The organism is Flavobacterium sp. Leaf82, from assembly GCF_001422725.1.
In the GTDB taxonomy this organism is placed as follows: domain Bacteria; phylum Bacteroidota; class Bacteroidia; order Flavobacteriales; family Flavobacteriaceae; genus Flavobacterium.
The window spans coordinates 323,737-343,413 of the sequence record NZ_LMMA01000001.1; the positions used below are offsets into that span (position 1 = coordinate 323,737).

A 19,677-nucleotide genomic window follows, 5' to 3' on the forward strand; every position below is an offset into this window, starting at 1 on the left:
TAAAAAAAGATTTATCTTAATCCTGTAATATCATTTTTACTTTAGGTAAAATACGTTCAACAAATAAGCTGTAAGCGCCAGCCGAAGGATGTAAACCATCTGAAGCTACTAAATTAGGATTTTCAAGACCTTTTCTGGTAATGTCTGTAATAGATACAAAAGAGACTCCATTTGTTACACAATAATGCTCTGCAAAAGAGTTGTATTGATTTATTTCATTTGAGATTCTCATGCCCTGACCTTGCATTTGAGTCGTTCCAAATGTGGTATAAGCATAATCTGGAATCGAAATAACAAGAACATTTTTTTTGTCTCCCTTTGCCAGCATAATTGCTTTTGTTATCAATGCCGGAAATTCTTTTTCATAAATAGCAAAATCCCTCCCTTGATATTGGTTGTTTACACCAATTAAAAGAGTGACTAAATCATAATTAGAATCCGGGTTTTGATTGTTTATTGCAGCAACTAAGTTAGTCGTAGTCCAACCGGTTTTCGCAATTATTTTTAAAGAAAAGTTGCTTTGCGGATAAATAGCTTTTAAGCTCGATTTTAACTGTTCCGGATAACGGCAAGTTTCACAAACGCTTTCGCCTATGGTATAACTGTCTCCCAATGCCAGATAATTTACGGTATTTGGCAAAGGCAACGGGTTGTTAGGAACTTCTGTTACAGGAGGTATTGTAGTAGTCGTTGACTTTGTTTCGTCAGAACTGCAGCTTAAAAGAAAGATTGAAAGAATAACAATAACTATTTGTTTGAAATGCGGTTTCATAATTTAGGTAAATTAAGTTTTGGGTCATCTTAAACAAATAGTTACGTTATATAACTTGTTTTGGTTTTATACCATTTCTGTTTTCATCAGAATTTGTTCTTCGATGGCATTCCAGAGACCAATTCGTTTTTCTAAAGCCAGAATAGAAATTTCTTCAACTTCTTTCCATTTCTGGTCATCATCTTCGCATAAATCAGTAATCATTTGCATTGCCATTGGTCCATGTTCATCGGCATCTAATTCTATATGTCTTTCAAAATAATAAAGAAGTTTACTCAAATCAGTATCCGGAAGATTTTTTTGAAAGTTTTTCAGGATCGCGGTAAACATACTCGGAATTAAATCTTCTCTTCCAAAAGTAAATGCAGCAGCAATTTGATGAGGTTTTCCTTCTTCGATAACTCTAAAAGTAAAATCTAAAAAAGCTTTTATATCCGGATGTAAGGAGCTTTGTTTTATGGCAACAAAAATATTATGCAACGAATGCACTTCAGATAAAAATGTATTGATTCCGTTTGTATCAGCACCACAATCTTCCATTGCTTCCAGATACATTTCATAATGGCTTTGTCTTCTTCCGTCGATCGTTAAATCAGTTTCTTCGGCAAGAACAATTTCATTTATTAAATATCTTGTTTCCGAATTTTTTGTAGCAAACCATGGTGTTGTTGTGCAGGTAAGTTTCGCTTGCAGCGCTTTTAATAAGGACATAAAATCCCAAACAGCAAAAACATGACTTTCAAGGAAACTGTGTAAGTCGTCGATGCTTTGAATTTTATTGTATAAAGAATGGTTTAAAAGTTGGTCTTTTTGAGGTTGAATGCTATTGTTTATAGTTTCAATATTCATTTTCGTAAATTTTGTGCAAATATAAAAAGCTTCTCGGTTAGAAGAAGCTTTTTATATTGTTTTTGTATATATTTTAATAGTTATTTACTATTTAAAAGCTGGAATTCCAGTTACATCCATTCCTGTAATTAACAAATGAATGTCGTGAGTTCCTTCATAAGTAATTACACTTTCAAGGTTCATCATATGGCGCATAATCGAGTATTCACCCGTAATTCCCATTCCTCCCAACATTTGTCTGGCCTCTCTGGCGATATGAATTGCCATATCTACATTGTTACGTTTTGCCATTGAAATTTGAGAAGTTGTAGCTTTTCCTTCATTTCTCAAAACACCTAAACGCCAGGTTAATAATTGCGCTTTTGTAATTTCGGTAATCATTTCTGCCAGTTTTTTCTGCTGTAATTGTGTTCCTCCAATTGGTTTTCCAAACTGGATTCTTTCTTTAGAATAACGCAAAGCAGTATCATAACAGTCCATTGCAGCACCAATTGCTCCCCAGGCAATACCATATCGGGCTGAATCTAAACAGCCAAGCGGAGCGCCTAAACCGGATTTATTAGGTAATAAGTTTTCTTTAGGAACTTTTACATTATCAAAAATCAATTCTCCGGTTGATGATGCACGAAGTGACCATTTATTATGGGTTTCAGGAGTCGTAAAACCCTCCATGCCGCGTTCTACGATCAATCCGTGAATTCTTCCTTCTTCATTTTTTGCCCAAACAACAGCAATATCAGCAAAAGGAGCATTAGAAATCCACATTTTGGCACCATTTAAAAGATAATGATCTCCCATATCCTTAAAATTGGTAATCATACTTCCCGGATCAGAACCGTGATCTGGTTCAGTCAGTCCAAAGCAGCCCATGAATTCTCCTGTTGCCAGTTTTGGTAAATATTTCATGCGTTGCTCTTCGTTTCCGTATTTCCAGATTGGATACATCACTAACGAAGACTGAACAGATGAAGTCGATCTTACACCAGAATCTCCGCGCTCGATTTCCTGCATAATCAAACCATATGAAATTTGATCTAATCCTGCACCGCCATATTCAACAGGAATGTAAGGTCCAAAACCACCTATTTCTCCAAGTCCTTTTATAATTTGTTTTGGAAATTCTGCTTTTTGAGCATATTCTTCTATAATAGGAGAAACTTCTCTTTTGACCCATGCACGAGCAGATTCGCGAACTAATTTATGTTCGTCTGTAAGTAAATCGTCTAGGTTATAATAATCGGGAGCTTGAAATAAGTCTGGTTTCATTTTTTGATAGTTTTACAAAACAAATTTACGTAATAAAAATATAACAAAACAACGTTAAATTGTTATATTTTTTTCAATGTTAAAGAAGAAAAATAATATAAAGACGAATAAATTTTAGTTTATTGAAAATTTATAAGCTATTTTTGAGATTCCAAAAACAATTTTAATGAGGCTGATCATCTCTTTTTTACTCTTTTTTGTTCTGAATAGTGCATTTGCTCAGCAAAAAAGTGCTTTAACAGAACAAGAGTATCTCGTATTACAAGACAAAATTCGATTAAATATTAATGTAAACGTCGATAGTGCTGTAGTATATGCTAATAAAATGGCAAAATCCAACAATTATAAACATTTGGCTTTCTCAAATGGAGCATTGTCATATTTATTCCAGTTGAAAGGAAATACAGTAAAATCAAAACAAAAATATCAGCTTGCATTTGATTATTTGGATAAAATGCCGGACACAGATGATAAAATTCAATTAAAATCATACTTATATAATTACGCCGGCTTATCAGAATGGAAAAGAGGAAATTTTAGTGGAGCCTTAGATAATTACCAGCAAGGAATCAAACTTTCGACCCAAATTAGAGATGTTATTCAAATTGTAAAATTCAAAAATAATATAGCCTCCATAAATGATGCCGTAGGTAATTATCGTTTAGCCATTAAAGATCTACGACAACTTAATGATTTTGTGGATAAAAATGAAGGAGTTTACACCAGAGAACAATATTTAAATAATAAAAGTAATATCAATCTGAGTTTGGCAGGTTCATATGAAAACTTTTATATGAAAAACTCTAAAGAAAGGCTTTTACTGGACTCAGCAGAATATTTTTATAAAAAAACAATAAGTTATTCACAGAATTTTACAGATAACAAGATTGTGGCAAAGTTAAGCCTGGGTAACATTTATAGCGTACTTAAGGAATATGAAAATGCCGAAAAAACCTATTATGATATTGTTTTTCTGGCGCACCAAAATAATATGCAGCAACTGTTATGTTCTGCAAATTATAATTTAGGCGACATTTATTATACTACAAAAAAGTATGATAAAGCATTGGTGTTTTTTAAAAAATCAGATTCAATTGGTGCGATCACAAAGAGCAATGAACTGGATTATTTAAAGTCAAATTATTTTCAGGCAAAAATTTACAACATCCTCAAAGAGCCAGATTTGGCTTATAAACATTCAAAAATTTATTTGGATAATTATGAAAAATCCGAAGCCAAATTAAACGATCAGATTCTGGAAGTAAATTACAAACTAGGAGTTGGAGGTTTGACAGATGAGATGGTTACCATCAGGGAAAAATATAAATACGACGTTTTTTTAACTAAAGCGTTGAGAGTGTTTTATGTCGTTTTATTTGTTGGAATTGTTTTTTTATTAATTAAAAATATAAGAGATAAAAATAAGGCACATAAAAAGATGAATGCCCTGATAGAAGAATTTAAAGCCAATCTGGAAAAGAAAAACCAACCAGAAATAGAGGAGGTTTTAATTGAACACGAAGAGGGAGAAGTGCATTCTAAAAAAGAAAATGTCAATTTAAGTATTGATGAAGCCAAAGAAAACAAAATAGTTGAGAAACTGTTAGCGCTCGAAAACAAACACGAATATCTAAATGCCGATTTTACGCTGCCTTATGTGGCTAAAAAGATAAAAACAAATACAACTTATTTATCCTATGTCGTCAATAAACGATTTGGTAAATCATTTGGAGAATATTCGAATGAACTTAAAATTAATTATGTGATTAACGAAATGATTACCAATCACATGTATCGAAAATATTCTACTCAGGCAATTGCAGAAAGCGTAGGATTTAAAAATGCAGTATCATTTGCTAAATCATTTCGCAAAAGAACTGGAGTATCTCCAGCTCAATTTGCGAATAATTTATAATTAAAAATAATTATTTTATAAAATAATATCTCTTAAGGACGACCACTTCCGTTCCCATTTCCTTTTGTAGGCTCTTCGTCCCCGCCATGAATCGTTTTTTGTTGTTTTTTTGATAATTTTTCATTTTCAAAATCTTCGAAATTCAATTTACAATTTTTCATCTTTTTATTTATTATTTGTATTAGTGCTATTTGTATTAGTTTTATCTATTGTTTCCTGAGTATTTCCGTTCCCATTTCCCTTCGTAGGTTCTTCACCATCACCGCCTCGAACTGTTTTTTGATGACTTTTAGATAATGTATTATTTTCAAAGTCCTGAAGATTTAATTTATAATTTTTCATATCTATTTATATTTATTTCTATTATTTATTTTTATTTTATTACTGGTTGAGTACTTCCGTTTCCGTTTCCTTTTGTTGGATCATCATCACCACCACGAACAATTTTTTGTTGGATTTTAGATAACTTTTCATTTTCAAATACTTTAAAATTTAATGCTTGCTTTGTCATGTTTGTGTGTATTAGAGTTTATGATTTATCAAAACTAGACAAAAAGCAAAACCCTTAATCGAGATTAGGGTTTTTAGAGTTTTGTTACAAATTTAATCAATTTAACTTATTGTTTAATAGGTGTTTACGTGTTTCATTCAGACTGATATAATTTATAAATTGTATGTAGTATAATTGATAAAATGTGTGCCAATAGCGTTTTTTTCTCGATAAAAACACCAATATTTGCATTGTAATTATGATTTTAAAGATTCGAAAAGATGTTAAAACTTGTTCAAAAATTTCTACAAATAAATAGGTACTCAGAAATTAAAAATGAGTTTAAGGATTTGTTTCTTTCTCATCCTAATTATCCGAGCTTATTTGCGATAACAGATTCTTTGGATTTATTATCTGTAGAGAATGCCGCAGTAAGAGTTTCGAAAGAACAGATAGTAGATTTGCCATCGAATTTTTTAGCTTATTTTAAAGATGAACTTATACTGGTTGAAAAAGCAAAAAACTTTGTTCGCATTAATACTATTAAAAAAGGAAGCTTAAAATTATCCTATGAAAAATTCCTTTTAGACTGGAATGGAGTAATAGTTGCAATAGAACCAAATAATGTAATTGCGAGAGAAAACCTAAAAGTCGAATATAGTTGGTTAAAATATACATTGCCATTAGTATTAGTAACGGGATTATCTTTTTTCTATAATACGTATGATGTATTTAGTCTTATTTTTCTAACGACATCTATTTTAGGGCTTATTGTTAGCGTATTTATTGTTCAGGAGAAATTGGGGTTTAAAAATAGCATCATTTCAAGATTTTGTAATCTAAGTTCTAATTCATCTTGTAATTCAGTTATTAATGAGAAAGAAGTAATTGGAAATAAATGGATCAGTTTTTCTGATTTACCGCTTATTTTCTTTGGTTCAAGTTTAATAGCGATTTTGGTTCAGCCATTACAGTCTGCAATTTTTGTCGGATTTCTGAGTTTATTGGCTATTCCGGTAATTGTATCCTCAATTTGGATTCAAAAATTTGAAATTCAAAAGTGGTGCGTAATGTGTTTAGCTGTGTCAGCTTTAATTTTTACGCAAAGTGCAATATGGTTTGCATCAGATTTATTTACGTTGAGTTTTAGTTTTGGTGAAATGTTCCCGTTTTTATTTGCTGTCCTTATTCTAATACCAATTTGGTCAGTATTAAAAACAATGATAAAAAATATATTGGATAGTGAAAGCTCTCTAAAAGAGATGAAAAAGTTTAAAAGAAATTATTCTTTATTGAACTTCCTCTCAAAGAAAGTTCCCTATACAGATGATTTTGAAGATTTAAGAGGTTTGAATTTTGGAAATAGAAATGCAGCAGTAAAACTTTCTATTATTATAAGTCCAAGTTGCGAACATTGCCATAAAACATTTCAGGAAGCCTTTGATTTGGTTTTAAGATTTCCGGACAAGATTTTTTTAAATGTATTGTTCAATATCAATCCTGAAAATGTAGAGAATCCATACAAAGCTGTTGTCGAAAGACTTCTGGCGATAAACAGAGCAACTCCGGGCAAAACCGTAGAAGCAATATCTGACTGGCATATTAAAAAAATAGGCCTTAAAAAATGGTTGAAGAAATGGCACGTAGATTCTGTAAGTATAATGATCAGTCAGGAAATACAAAAACAATATGAGTGGTGCTCTAAAAATAATTTTAATTACACACCTATTAAAATTGTAAATGAAAGAGTATTTCCTAATGAATACGAATTGAGTGAATTAAAATATTTCTTAAATGATTTTGTTGAAGAAACTCAAGTCCTGGAAAAAAAGATTGCATAAAGCTTTCGGGATAAATAAAGTTCTGGCAATTAGTGAAGTATAGGAAATTGAATTGTAGATTTCCATTTGAATAATATTAGATTTAATTTTTAGCACGATATATGTTAAAGAAGATTTTGAATTTAGAAAGTGCACAACACATAAGCAAAAACGAGCAAAAAACGATAAAGGGAGGAATACCTGAATGTTGGGTTTATGCTATAGAAGCTGGATGTGTTTTAATACCCGTAGGCGGAGCTTGTCCTGTAAATACACAAGCAGGAATTTGTGAAACAAGTCGCCTTTGTTGTTAATTTTTAGCGTTTTAATAGAAGTACAGTACAGCCTTTTTTAGAATTTAGTCATGTTTTTTTTAATTTGTAGGCGCTCGATCGTGGAACATTGAGCAATTTCCCCACATTGATGATTGGTGTAGGGATTCTTAGGAAAATTGGTCACTGAGTTGATTTTATTTGGTTAGGGTTAACCAGTGCCATATCCTACAGAAATTGTATTTCTAATAAATATGCTTTTAAATACCTGACAGAGAAGATCTTAATCTTCTCTGTTTTTTTATGTCAAATCAAGAAATTAAATCTTAAATTGCTCTGAAATTAATAATTAGAAGTTGAAAAAATTTACCAATTATAAGCAGGCTGATTATAAAGATTGTGGACCAACATGTTTAAAAATTATCGCTAAACATTACGGAAAAACAATCCAAATTCAGGAGTTGAGAGACATTAGTGAAACAACTCGTGAAGGTAGTAACTTGCTTTTTTTAAGTGATGCAGCAGAGAAAATTGGTTTCAGGACACTGGGCGTAAAATTAAATCTGGAGCGATTAAAAGAAGCGCCTTTGCCATGTATTCTACATTGGAATAAAAACCATTATGTGGTACTTTATAAAATTAAAAAAGAGGTCTTTTATATTTCAGATCCCGCCTTTGGTTTAATTGAATATAACAAACACGATTTTCTTAAATTCTGGATCGGCAACAATGCAGACGATTCGACACAGGAAGGCGTTGCCCTATTAATGGAAGCTTCACCAAAGTTTTTTCAGTCAGAATTTGATAAGGAAGAGAATAGTGGCTTGGGTTTTAAATTGTTATCACAATACGTATTGCGGTATAAATCATTTCTGATACAGCTTAGTATTGGTCTATTAGCCGGTAGTTTACTGCAATTAATTGCTCCTTTTCTAACCCAGAGTATTGTTGATATTGGAATTCAAAACCAAAATATCCGCTTTATTTATCTCATACTTTTTGCACAACTATTTCTCTTTGCTGGAAAAACAGGACTCGAACTCATAAGGAGCTGGATATTACTGCATCTTTCTACCCGAATCAATATTTCGCTTATTTCAGATTTCTTCATTAAATTAATGAATTTGCCCATCTCATTTTTTGATGTTCGAATGACCGGAGACATTATGCAGCGCATCAATGATCATCGCAGGATTGAGCGCATTTTAACCACATCCTCATTGAGCGTTCTGTTTTCTGTAATCAATATGTTTATTTTAGGAGGCGTTCTGGCGTATTTTAACTTGCAGATCTTTTTCGTCTTTTTTGCCGGAAGCATACTCTATTTTGTATGGATTACTTTGTTTCTAAAACGTAGGGAGGTTCTCGATTATAAACGTTTTGCCGAGGTTTCACAAGAACAAAGCAAAGTAATGGAGCTCATTAACGGAATGCAGGAAATAAAGCTTCATAACGCCGAAAAACAAAAGCGCTGGGGTTGGGAATATGTTCAGGCAAGACTTTTCAGGGTTTCAATAAAAGGACTTTTATTAGAACAGACACAAACTATTGGTTCATCTGTAATCAACGAATTAAAAAACATTTTTATTACATTTCTTTCTGCAAAACTGGTCATCGATGGCTCGATTACGCTGGGTATGATGTTAGCAATAAATTCGATTGCAGGAAGTTTAAACGGACCAATTATTCAGCTTATTACATTTGTGAGAGACCTTCAGGATGCCAGGATTTCTTTGGCCAGATTGTCTGAAATTCATGAAAAAGAAGATGAAACCCAACAGGAAGTTCATCAAACTAATGATGTTCCTTATGATTCAGATATTGATATAAAGGATCTTTCGTATCGATATCTGGGTTCAGATATTCCTGTTTTGGATAATCTAACCTTAAGAATTCCGGCCAATAAAATAACCGCCATTGTGGGTGTCAGCGGAAGTGGGAAAACAACACTAATGAAACTCCTTCTTAAGTTTTATGAACCTGAAAAAGGAGAAGTGATTATAGGGAATACACAGCTAAAAAACATTTCGCAAAAAGCCTGGCGTTCGAACATTGGCGCCGTCATGCAGGAAGGTTTTATTTTTAGTGATACCATTGCTAATAATATCGCCATTGGAGTTGATAAGGTCGATAAAGAACGATTAGTTTATGCGGCAGATGTTGCCAACATAAAAGAATATGTAAGTGGTTTGCCGCTTGGTTATAATACTAAAATTGGTTCTGAAGGAGTAGGTATGAGTACCGGTCAAAAACAACGTTTGCTAATTGCAAGAGCTGTTTATAAAAACCCGGAAATCTTATTTTTTGATGAAGCTACTTCCGCGCTGGATGCCAATAATGAAAAAGAGATTATGCAAAAACTGGATGTTTTCTTTAAGGAGAAAACAGTTGTAGTAATTGCACACCGATTAAGTACCGTTATGAATGCAGATCAAATTGTGGTTCTGGATAAGGGAAAAATTATAGAAATAGGAAATCATTCGGCTTTGGTAGGACAAAAAGGAAACTATTTTGAGCTGGTTAAAAATCAATTACAATTAGGAAATTAAGTCATGGCTGAAGATACTGCATTCGAATTAAGAAGTGAAGAAGTTCAGGACATTCTCACCAAAGTGCCACATTGGATGATACGTTGGGGAACAGTCTTGATATTCGTAATTATCTTTATGTTGTTTTTTGTATCCTGGTTTATCAAATATCCAGATGTTGTAAATACTCAGATTGTTATTACCACCAATATTCCGCCGGAGAAGATTGTCTCAAAATCCTCAGGCCGAATAGAGGCTATTCTGGTAAAAGACAAATCGGTAGTTTCAAAAAATAGTACATTGGCGATTATTGAAAATACGGCGAACTATAAAGATGTTTTTTTATTAAAAAAAATAGTCGATGAATATAACATCAATAACCCTAAGAAAGATTTTCCATTTGGTTTGCTTAAAAACGCACAATTGGGGGAAATTGAAAGTGCCTTCGCTGTTTTTCAGAAAGATTATCAGGCAGAGCAGTTAAACAAAGACTTGCAGCCTTTTGAAGTTGAGAATAGGGCACAGGTTTCTGAGAAAGTACAGATTAAGGAAAGACTGGAAATTCTGCAGCAGCAAAAAGTAATCAATGAAAGCGAATTACAGCTTCAAAAAAATGAAATCGTCCGTTTTGAAACCTTGTTCAATAAAGGAATTATTTCTGCACAGGAAATGGAAGCCAAGAAGTTGGGATATCTTCAGGCACAAAAGAGTTATAAAAGCCTTTTAACGTCGATTTCTCAGTTGAGGTCCTCTTTGATTGATAATTCGAAATTAAGTCAGAATACGCAAATAAGTGGCACTAAAGAAGAGGTTACGCTAGGGAGAAACATGGCGCAATCTTTCTATCAGTTAAAAAAAGTAATAAAAGATTGGGAATTGGCTTATGCCTTAAAATCATCGGTTAGCGGGGTGGTTACTTTTCTGCAGGTCTGGACAGAGAATCAGACGATAAATGTTGGCGATAATGTTTTTTCGATTATTCCGGATACTAAAAATGGTTTTGTAGGCAAAGTAAAAGCTCCTGCTTTGAATTCCGGTAAAATAAAAGTAGGACAAGTGGTCAATATCAGACTGGCTAATTTTCCCGACAGAGAATTTGGAGTGTTAAAAGGCAAAATCAGAAACATTTCCCTGATCCCGGATAAAGACGGGAATTTATTGCTGGATGTAGCCTTGCCAAACGGATTGCTGACTTCTTATAAGAAACAAATTGTGTTCCAGCAGGAAATGAAGGGAAGTGCAGAAATTGTAACCGAAGATTTACGATTGATCGAAAGAATCTTATATCAGTTCAAGAGTATTTTTGAGCAGGTTTAAAACTTCAAATAAAACTCTTTTGTCAACTCGACATATTCAGGAGTGTAAACGTGTCTGTCAATTTCGATTGTTAACTCGTCGATTTCAGGTTCAGGGTTTTCATTTCGGCTAAAAGCCAATAAGCTGCGTTTTACAGCAGAAGCAGGAGTTCCTTTAACACGTGTAATTTTTATAGGATATAATTCTGATTCTTTGGCTAAAGCGATAAAATTTTCTTCTTCCTTGAAGGGGAGAATAACGGCAAATATTCCGTTTTCAGAAAGTAATAAATCAGCGGCTTCGATTAATTCTTCAAAAGGCATTGCGTCTTGAAAACGGGCTAAATCGCGTTGTTCATTTTCTGTTTTATAATTTTCAGCATAAAAAGGAGGATTTGAAACAATCAAATCATATTCGTCTTCCGGTTCTTCGATAAATTCATCTAAACCTGCATGAAAACAAAATAAACGATCGCCCCAAGGAGAGTTTTCGAAATTATCAACCGCTTGTTCATAAGCATCTTCATCAATTTCAAGAGCGTCAATTTGTTCAGCATGAGTTCGCTGAGCAAGCATCAAAGCAATAATTCCGGTTCCTGCACCAACATCTAATACACTAAACGGATTATGATGAATTGGAGCCCAGGAGCCCAATAAAACACCGTCTGTTCCGACTTTCATAGCGGTTTTATCTTGGTTTACAGAAAATTGCTTGAAAGTGAATTTAGACATTGCTGAAAAATTTAAAATAAAGATATTTAAGAAAAGTGAGCAACTGAAAACTGCGACCTAAAGCTGAAAAATTTTTACAAGTACATCTCTACCAATCCTTCAGGAAGGTTCATGATGACTTTTTTATTTTCACGGTCAATTTTTACAAGGAAATGATCGATCATCGGAATTAGCATTTCGACTTCACCATTTAATACTTCAAAAAGAGGTTGTGCGGTACTATCATTTACGGCAACGATTTTGCCAAAAACACCCACGCGCTGATCTTCGATTTCAAAACCGATAACCTCGTGGAAATAAAATTTATTACCAGAAAGTTTTGGTAACATGTTTAAAGGAAGATAAATAGCATTTCCCATAATGGCATCTGCATCTTCTTCGGTATTCATATCTTCAAAACGGATTCTTAAAAAATCGTTTTTATGTAATGAACTTTTTTCAATAAAAAAAGGAACCAAGTGTTTGTTGCATTCAACAAACACTGATTCCAGATTTTCGTATAACTCAGGTTCGTCCGTGTCTAAATAAGCCAGAACTTCACCTTTGAAACTAAATTTTTTAGCGATTTTACCTAAATAAAAACATTCTTCTTTACGCATTCCCGCTAATTATAATTTATGCTTCAGTTGTTTCGTTATTTTCTTCAGCAGCAGGAGTTTCTTCAGTTGATTCAACTTCAGCAACTTCTTCTTCAACTGCAGGAGTTGCAGCAGCGATAGCATCAGCTTCAGCTTGAGCTGCAGCAGCTAAACGTTTAGCATTAACTTCTTGTTCTGCTTTAAAAGCTTTAGCTTTAGCATCAGCTTGCGCTTTTGTTAAACCGTCTTTTTTAGCATCAACTTTTCCAGCTTTAGCATCTAACCAAGCAGATAATTTAGCATCAGCTTGCTCTTGAGTTAAAGCACCTTTACGAATACCTCCATCAAGGTGGTGTTTCAATAAAGCTCCTTTGTAAGAAAGAATCGCTTTAGCAGTATCAGTTGGTTGTGCACCATTGTGTAACCATTTAACTGCGCTATCAAGGTTTAACTCGATAGTTGCTGGGTTTGTGTTTGGATTGTAAGTACCGATTTTCTCTAAGTATTTACCATCTCTTTTTGAGCGTGCATCTGCAGCTACAACCCAGTAAAAAGGTTTTCCTTTTTTACCGTGTCTTTGTAATCTAATTTTTACTGACATAATCTTATGATTAAATTTTGAGGTACTCGACCTCTGTTAATTAAGAGGCGCAAAGATATAATTTTTTTATGAATTATCCGTTCCAAACTTTATTAAATATGTTTGGGATGAATTTTTGCTGTTTTTAATGTTTTTTCAGCCCTGCATATTTATAATTATTTATCTCAAAACTTTATTTTTGCTTCAAATTCATGACTTTATGAAAAAATATTTCTATCTATTAATGACTGTTATTTTATTTTTATCTTGTACAGAAGATGTAAAATTCAATAATCCTGCTTTTCAGGGTTTAAAAGACAACAATTTTTGGAGGGCTCAAAATTATAATGCTTATACAACTACAAACGGGGACTTTATTATCGAAAGCACTTTAGGTTTCGAAAAAATAACTTTTAAGATGCCATACCCAACTCAAAAAACATATATGTTAGGTGTTGATGATATAACGACTGCAACATATTCAAATGCTCTTCCTTCGCAATCACAAGAGTTTATGACAGGAGAAAATAGCGGCAGTGGGCAAATTGTAGTAACAGAATTTAATGCTGAAACGAAAACGATCTCCGGAACATTTAAATTTAAAGCAGTAAATGTTGACAAAGAAAATGTCGAAAAGCCTGAGATTAATTTTACAGAAGGAGTTTTTTATAAAATTCCAGTTGCTATTACTTCTAACTACTAAGAATTAAGTTTTTCATTTACAATTGGTTGGTTTTTGTTTTTTAAATCTAAATAAAAACATAAATAAACTAATATATAGTAGATTACAGAAAAATAAGACTACATTTGCTATATTATTATAAATAAGTACATATGAACATTTTTGTTGGAAGCCTTCCATTCAGTATTGAGGAAGCAGATTTAAGAGAGTCTTTCGAGGCTTACGGAGCAGTAGATTCAGTTAAGATCATTACTGATAAATTTACAGGAAGAAGCAAAGGTTTTGGTTTTGTTGAGATGCCAAACGATGCTGAAGCTCAAAAAGCAATTGATGAATTGAACGGAGCTACTGTTCAAGGTCGTGCAATTGTGGTTAATAAATCTGAACCGAAACCAGAAGGCGAAAGAAGAAGCTTTAACAATAACAGTCGTGGTGGAGATTCACGCGGTGGTTATGGTGGAGGAAACAGCCGTGGTGGAAATGACCGTGGTGGTAACAGAGGAGGATATTAATATTTTTTTCTAAATATATAAAAGGGATCAACGCAAGTTGATCCCTTTTTTTATGCAATAAAATTTGTTTCAGGTTTCAAGTTTCAGGTTGCGTAACTTGAAACTTGAAACAAATAAAACTTGAAACAATATTATAAGTTTTCTACAAGCCAGTCTCCAACTTCGCTGGTTTTGTATGCTTTAGTTCCTTTTACGGCTAAATCTTCAGTAACAATTCCTTGTTCTAATGATTTGTTTACAACTGCTCTGATAGCTTCAGCTTCGTCTTTTAGTCCAAAAGCATCTTCGAACATCATTGCTGCAGATAAAATAGTTGCTAACGGATTAGCAATATTTAATCCGGTTGCTTGTGGGTAAGATCCGTGAATTGGTTCGTATAATGAAGTGTGTTCTCCAACAGAAGCAGAAGGCATTAATCCCATTGAACCTGAAATTACAGATGCTTCATCTGTTAAAATATCTCCAAATAAATTCTCCGTAATTAATACATCATAAGAGTTTGGCCATTGTACCAAACGCATTGCTACAGCATCTACAAATTCGTATGAAACAGTAACTTCCGGATAATCTTTTTCCATTGCCTGAACCGTTTCTCTCCATAAACGAGAAGTTTCAAGAACGTTAGCTTTATCAACACAACATAATTTTTTGCTACGAGTCATTGCAAGTTCAAAACCTTTTTTAGCCAAACGCTGAACTTCTGCTCTTGTATAAACACAATTATCGAAAGCAGTTTCTCCGTCGTCTCTTCTTCCTTTTTCTCCAAAGTAAATTCCGCCTGTTAATTCTCTTAAGAAAACTAAATCAGTTCCTTCGATTCTTTCTCTTTTTAAAGGAGAATTATCAATCAAAGAAGGAAAAGTAAATGTAGGACGTACGTTTGCAAACAATCCTAATTTTTTACGCATCAACAATAATCCTTGCTCCGGGCGAACCGGCGCACTTGGATCGTTATCATATTTTGGGTGACCAATTGCGCCAAATAAAACCGCATCAGCTTTCATACAAACCTCATGTGTTTCATCAGGATAAGGAACTCCAACTGCGTCAATTGCTGCTGCTCCGGTTAACGCCGGTGTCCATGTTATTTCGTGACTGAATTTTTTTGCAATAGCATCAGATACTTTTACTGCTTCATTAATTACCTCAGGACCAATTCCGTCTCCTGCTAAAAGGGCTATGTTAAATTTCATTTTTTATTTTTTAAAAAGGTTCTAAGATTCTAAGTTGCTAAGATTCTAAGGTTTTATTCTTATCCGCTTAGCTTTATTTTTAAAGGCTCTGAGTTGCTAAGATTCTAAGTTTTTTATCTCAGAACCTTAGAATCTTAGCAACTTAGTACCTTACGTAATCACATTAAGCATTTTTTGAGTTGCGATAATCGCGGCAACGGTTTGGTCAGAATCTAATCCGCGGGTTTTAAATTCTTTTCCATTATTTACCCAGGTTATAATTGTTTCGCATAAAGCGTCAGAACTACTTCCCGGAGGAATTCTCACGGCGTAGTCGATCAATTTTGGAAGTATTAGTTTTTTACTTTTGTAAATTTTAGATAAAGCATTCATGAAAGCATCAAACTGACCATCGCCCTGCGCATGTTCTTCTATGATTTCTCCATCAAGATTTAAGCTTAAGGTTGTTGATGGGCGTGTTCCTTTAGAATGAATTAAGATATAAGATTCGATTGTAATTTTGTCCTGATACGTATGACTGTCCAAAACATCTGAAATGATGTACGGAAGATCTTCCTTAGTAACCGTTTCTTTTTTGTCGCCTAATTCGATGATTCTTTGGGTGACCAATTTCAAATCTTCCGGGTTTAATTTTAAACCTAATTCCTGAAGATTTTTTTCGATATTGGCTTTTCCTGAAGTTTTTCCTAAAGCATATTTTCTTTTTCTCCCGAAGCGTTCCGGAAGTAAATCATTAAAATATAAATTGTTTTTATTGTCTCCATCAGCGTGAATTCCTGCTGTTTGCGTAAAAACATTATCACCAACAATTGGTTTGTTGGCAGGAATACGATATCCGGTAAAAGTCTCTACTAATTTACTAACGGTATATAAAGAGGTCTCTTTTATATTGATGCTTACTTCTGGCAAATAATCATTTATAACGGCAACGGTACTTTCAAGCGGAGCATTTCCAGCGCGTTCTCCCATTCCGTTTACCGTAACGTGAAGTCCGTTTATACCAGCTTTTACAGCTTCCATAACATTTGCGATGCTTAAATCGTAATCGTTGTGTGCGTGAAAATCAAAATGAATATGCGGATATTTAGCTGTAATTTTAGAAATAAACTCAAAAGCCTGTGCTGGAATTAAAACACCTAAAGTATCCGGTAATAAAATTCTTTTAACAGGTTGAGTAGAAAGGAAATCTAAAAACTGAAAAACATATTCTTGAGAATTTCGCATTCCGTTACTCCAATCTTCCAGATACACATTAGTTTCTATATTGTTTTCTTTTGCTAAAGCGATGATTTGGGCAATTTCAGAAAAGTGCTGTTCCGGAGTTTTTTTTAATTGATGCGTCAGGTGATTCATAGAACCTTTGGTCAACAAATTTTGCACTTTGGCACCTGCTTTTTTCATCCATTCGATTGAAACTCCACCGTCTACAAACGAAAGCACTTCGATTCTGTTAATATATCCGCGTTCTTCAGCCCAGGATGTAATGCCTTTTACGGCTTGAAATTCTCCTTCGCTTACACGTGCCGAAGCAATTTCGATTCTATCAATATTTAATTCCTCCAACAACAATTGTGCAATGGTTAATTTTTCTGCAGCAGAAAATGATACTCCAGAGGTTTGTTCACCATCACGAAGCGTCGTATCCATTATTTCAATTTTTCTTTTTTCCATATTGATATTCTATATTTCTAATGGGTTGGATATAATTGATATCCGCATTTTAATTTTTGACGCTGATTTTACGGATTCGCTGTCGCGAAGACGCTGATAAAAACTTTTTTTTTCATTAAATAACTAAAAAAAATCCATATCAATCCGCGTTTTACGATAGCAGATCTGTTTTATCCGCGTCCTATTTGTTCTCATTTAATTTAGAAAGACCCGACAGGTTTCAAAAACCTGTCGGGTCTAATAGATCGAACAAGATTTTTTAGTACGGAAGTTTATCGGCGAAAGTCACAATATCTTCCTTAATATTTTGCAAATAATCAATGTCATCAAAGCCATTAATCATGTTGTTCTTTTTGTATCCGTTAATTGCAAAAGATTCTGATTGACCAGTTGCTAATAAAGTAATTGTTTGGTTTGGCAAGTTGATTTCTAATTGTGTATTTGGATCAGCTTCGATTGCTTTAAAAATAGTATCAGCAAATTCCGGACTAACCTGAACTGGCAAAACACCAATATTTAAACAGTTTCCTTTAAAGATATCTGCAAAGAAACTCGAAACTACAGCTCTAAAACCGTAATCGTAAACTGCCCAGGCAGCGTGTTCTCTTGAAGATCCTGAACCAAAGTTTTTTCCTCCAACAAGGATTTTTCCGCTATAAGTTGAATCGTTCAAAACGAAATCAGCTTTTGGAGTATCGTCTCCGTTATATCTCCAGTCTCTAAAAAGATTGTCTCCAAAACCTTCACGTTTTGTAGCTTTCAGGAAACGAGCCGGAATAATTTGATCTGTATCTACGTTCTCAATTGGTAGTGGCACAGCACTACTAGTAAGTATATTAAATTTATCGTATGCCATTTTTTCTTTTGCTTTAGGCTGCAGGCTTTAAGCTTTAGGCTTTTCCTACAGGTGTGTATTATGTATTGTGTTTTTAGCTTAAAGCTTATTGCTTAAGGCTTATAGCGAGAATTAAAATAACTCGCGCGGGTCTGTTAGTTTTCCAGTAACAGCAGCAGCGGCAGCCATAATTGGACTCGCTAATAATGTTCTTGAACCAGGGCCCTGACGACCTTCAAAGTTTCGGTTTGAAGTACTTACTGCATATTTTCCGGCAGGAACTTTATCGTCGTTCATTGCTAAACAGGCTGAGCAACCCGGCTGGCGTAATACAAAACCAGCTTCGGTTAAAATGTCTAATAAACCTTCTTCTTTAATCTGAGCTTCAACAACATGAGAACCCGGAACTAACCAAGCGGTAACATTATCTGCTTTTTTTCTTCCTTTTACAATTTCAGTAAAAGCTCTAAAATCTTCAATACGACCATTTGTACAACTTCCTAAGAAAACGTAATCAATTGGTTTTCCAATCATCACATCATCTTCTTCAAAGCCCATATAAGCAAGAGATTTTTTGTATGTTTCCTCACCGCCTTCAACTTGATTGGCGTTCGGAATATGTTTAGAGATGCCAATTCCCATTCCTGGGTTAGTACCATAAGTAATCATTGGTTCAATATCTGAAGCTTTGATGTTTAATTCTGCATCAAAAACAGCATCATCATCTGTTTTAAGAGTTTTCCAGTATTCAACAGCTTTTGTCCATGCTTCGCCTTTTGGAGCAAATAATCTTCCTTCAAGAAAATCAAACGTTTTTTGATCAGGAGCAATCATTCCGCCACGAGCACCCATTTCGATACTTAGATTACAAACAGTCATACGACCTTCCATAGTCATGTTTTCGAAAACATCTCCGGCATATTCAACAAAATATCCTGTACCTCCAGAAGTAGTCAATTGAGCAATAATATAAAGTGCAACGTCTTTTGGACCAACACCTTTGCTTAATTCACCATTTACGTTAATACGCATTTTCTTTGGTTTTGGCTGCATGATACATTGTGTAGAAAGTACCATTTCAACCTCAGAAGTTCCGATACCAAAAGCAATCGCTCCAAAGGCACCGTGAGTAGACGTGTGAGAATCTCCACAAACAATAGTAGCACCAGGCAAAGTAATTCCGTTTTCAGGACCAACTACGTGTACAATTCCATTTTTAATGTGACCTAATCCCCAGTGCGAAATTCCGTATTCGGCAGCGTTATCTTCAAGCGCTTTAAGCTGATTTGCAGATAGTGCATCTTCAACTGGTAAATGTTGGTTTATGGTTGGTGTATTGTGATCTGCAGTTGCAAAAGTACGTTCCGGGTATAAAACCTTAACGCCTCTGGCTTTTAATCCTAAAAAAGCAACAGGACTCGTAACCTCATGAATGAAATGACGGTCAATAAAAAACACATCTGGTCCATCTTCAATTTTACGTACTACATGTGAATCCCATACTTTGTCAAATAATGTCTTACTCATTTTTTATTTTTTTTAATTGTAATTCTATAACCACAGCAATTTCCTGCTCATTATAATAGGAAAACAAAATTAGAAAAAGATATAAGGGCGTCAATTTGAATATTTCATTATATACGATGCCCAAACTTAAATACAATTTGCGATTGGCTTTTTTGCCCTT

At 34.0% G+C, this 19,677-nt stretch carries 20 protein-coding genes; 7 read left to right on the forward strand and 13 right to left on the reverse strand.

What is annotated here, in order from left to right; translation table 11 throughout:
- Positions 1-16: 16 nt before the first annotated feature.
- The 3 genes from ASF10_RS01355 to ASF10_RS01365 all read right to left on the reverse strand — a co-directional run bounded on the left by ASF10_RS01355 (position 17) and on the right by ASF10_RS01365 (position 2,887).
- Positions 17-772 carry an SGNH/GDSL hydrolase family protein gene (locus ASF10_RS01355; RefSeq protein ID WP_056244356.1) on the reverse strand — a complete coding sequence of 252 codons (756 nt, stop codon included), beginning with the start codon at positions 770-772 and terminating at the stop codon, positions 17-19.
- 66 nt (positions 773-838) lie between these two features.
- Positions 839-1,621, reverse strand: coding sequence for a DUF3050 domain-containing protein (locus ASF10_RS01360; RefSeq protein ID WP_056244359.1), 783 nt, complete (start codon positions 1,619-1,621; stop codon positions 839-841).
- An 87-nt stretch (positions 1,622-1,708) separates the two neighbouring features.
- Positions 1,709-2,887, reverse strand: coding sequence for an acyl-CoA dehydrogenase family protein (locus tag ASF10_RS01365; RefSeq protein ID WP_056244360.1), 1,179 nt, complete (start codon positions 2,885-2,887; stop codon positions 1,709-1,711).
- 166 nt (positions 2,888-3,053) lie between these two features.
- On the opposite strand from ASF10_RS01365, the gene ASF10_RS01370 reads away from it, so the two are divergent.
- Positions 3,054-4,802 carry a helix-turn-helix domain-containing protein gene (locus ASF10_RS01370; protein ID WP_056244363.1) on the forward strand — a complete coding sequence of 583 codons (1,749 nt, stop codon included), beginning with the start codon at positions 3,054-3,056 and terminating at the stop codon, positions 4,800-4,802.
- Between the two features lie 32 nt (positions 4,803-4,834).
- Here the strand turns inward: ASF10_RS01370 and ASF10_RS24025 are convergent, their stop codons facing one another.
- The 3 genes from ASF10_RS24025 to ASF10_RS24035 are packed head-to-tail and all read right to left on the reverse strand — an operon-like array spanning position 4,835 to position 5,313.
- Positions 4,835-4,963, reverse strand: a complete 129-nt coding sequence (locus ASF10_RS24025; RefSeq protein WP_117611344.1) for an rSAM-modified peptide — start codon at positions 4,961-4,963, stop codon at positions 4,835-4,837.
- A gap of 4 nt (positions 4,964-4,967) precedes the next feature.
- Positions 4,968-5,144, reverse strand: a complete 177-nt coding sequence (locus ASF10_RS24030; protein WP_117611345.1) for an rSAM-modified peptide — start codon at positions 5,142-5,144, stop codon at positions 4,968-4,970.
- 31 nt (positions 5,145-5,175) lie between these two features.
- Entirely contained in the window at positions 5,176-5,313 is a 138-nt protein-coding gene (locus tag ASF10_RS24035) for an rSAM-modified peptide (protein ID WP_117611346.1), read from the reverse strand.
- A 260-nt stretch (positions 5,314-5,573) separates the two neighbouring features.
- Between ASF10_RS24035 and ASF10_RS01375 the strand changes: the two genes are divergently transcribed.
- The 4 genes from ASF10_RS01375 (at position 5,574) to ASF10_RS01390 (ending at position 11,229) form a co-directional block, all read left to right on the forward strand.
- The gene (locus ASF10_RS01375) at positions 5,574-7,133 is read left to right on the forward strand and encodes a vitamin K epoxide reductase family protein (protein WP_056244366.1); all 1,560 of its coding nucleotides are present in this window, start codon (positions 5,574-5,576) and stop codon (positions 7,131-7,133) included.
- A gap of 101 nt (positions 7,134-7,234) precedes the next feature.
- Positions 7,235-7,426, forward strand: a complete 192-nt coding sequence (locus tag ASF10_RS01380) for a hypothetical protein (RefSeq protein ID WP_056244370.1) — start codon at positions 7,235-7,237, stop codon at positions 7,424-7,426.
- Between the two features lie 314 nt (positions 7,427-7,740).
- Entirely contained in the window at positions 7,741-9,933 is a 2,193-nt protein-coding gene (locus ASF10_RS01385; protein ID WP_056244372.1) for a peptidase domain-containing ABC transporter, read from the forward strand.
- A 3-nt stretch (positions 9,934-9,936) separates the two neighbouring features.
- The gene (locus ASF10_RS01390) at positions 9,937-11,229 is read left to right on the forward strand and encodes an HlyD family secretion protein (protein WP_056244375.1); all 1,293 of its coding nucleotides are present in this window, start codon (positions 9,937-9,939) and stop codon (positions 11,227-11,229) included.
- Here the strand turns inward: ASF10_RS01390 and ASF10_RS01395 are convergent.
- From ASF10_RS01395 to ASF10_RS01405, 3 genes are all read right to left on the reverse strand, one after another.
- On the reverse strand, positions 11,226-11,939 hold the full coding sequence (locus ASF10_RS01395) for a tRNA1(Val) (adenine(37)-N6)-methyltransferase (RefSeq protein WP_056244378.1): 714 nt from the start codon (positions 11,937-11,939) through the stop codon (positions 11,226-11,228). The two genes, ASF10_RS01390 and ASF10_RS01395, sit on opposite strands and share 4 nt — an antisense overlap.
- Before the next feature lie 74 nt (positions 11,940-12,013).
- Entirely contained in the window at positions 12,014-12,538 is a 525-nt protein-coding gene (gene rimM / locus ASF10_RS01400; RefSeq protein ID WP_056244382.1) for a ribosome maturation factor RimM, read from the reverse strand.
- A gap of 16 nt (positions 12,539-12,554) precedes the next feature.
- Positions 12,555-13,118: a 30S ribosomal protein S16 gene (locus ASF10_RS01405; RefSeq protein WP_056244384.1), complete on the reverse strand. Its 564-nt coding sequence runs from the start codon at positions 13,116-13,118 to the stop codon at positions 12,555-12,557.
- A gap of 199 nt (positions 13,119-13,317) precedes the next feature.
- On the opposite strand from ASF10_RS01405, the gene ASF10_RS01410 reads away from it, so the two are divergent.
- Together ASF10_RS01410 and ASF10_RS01415 are read left to right on the forward strand one after the other, a co-directional pair.
- The gene (locus ASF10_RS01410; RefSeq protein WP_056244388.1) at positions 13,318-13,800 is read left to right on the forward strand and encodes a DUF6252 family protein; all 483 of its coding nucleotides are present in this window, start codon (positions 13,318-13,320) and stop codon (positions 13,798-13,800) included.
- Positions 13,801-13,931: 131 nt separating this feature from the next.
- On the forward strand, positions 13,932-14,291 hold the full coding sequence (locus tag ASF10_RS01415; RefSeq protein ID WP_026982652.1) for an RNA recognition motif domain-containing protein: 360 nt from the start codon (positions 13,932-13,934) through the stop codon (positions 14,289-14,291).
- A gap of 131 nt (positions 14,292-14,422) precedes the next feature.
- Here ASF10_RS01415 and leuB read toward each other — a convergent pair whose 3' ends face one another.
- The 4 genes from leuB to leuC all read right to left on the reverse strand — a co-directional run bounded on the left by leuB (position 14,423) and on the right by leuC (position 19,517).
- Positions 14,423-15,484 (reverse strand): 3-isopropylmalate dehydrogenase, encoded by a 1,062-nt coding sequence (gene leuB / locus ASF10_RS01420; RefSeq protein WP_056244391.1) that lies wholly within the window; start codon positions 15,482-15,484, stop codon positions 14,423-14,425.
- 150 nt (positions 15,485-15,634) lie between these two features.
- Positions 15,635-17,155 carry an alpha-isopropylmalate synthase regulatory domain-containing protein gene (locus tag ASF10_RS01425; protein WP_056244394.1) on the reverse strand — a complete coding sequence of 507 codons (1,521 nt, stop codon included), beginning with the start codon at positions 17,153-17,155 and terminating at the stop codon, positions 15,635-15,637.
- Between the two features lie 259 nt (positions 17,156-17,414).
- Positions 17,415-18,011, reverse strand: a complete 597-nt coding sequence (gene leuD, locus ASF10_RS01430; protein WP_056244400.1) for a 3-isopropylmalate dehydratase small subunit — start codon at positions 18,009-18,011, stop codon at positions 17,415-17,417.
- A 111-nt stretch (positions 18,012-18,122) separates the two neighbouring features.
- The gene (gene leuC / locus ASF10_RS01435) at positions 18,123-19,517 is read right to left on the reverse strand and encodes a 3-isopropylmalate dehydratase large subunit (protein ID WP_056244404.1); all 1,395 of its coding nucleotides are present in this window, start codon (positions 19,515-19,517) and stop codon (positions 18,123-18,125) included.
- Positions 19,518-19,677: the final 160 nt, after the last annotated feature.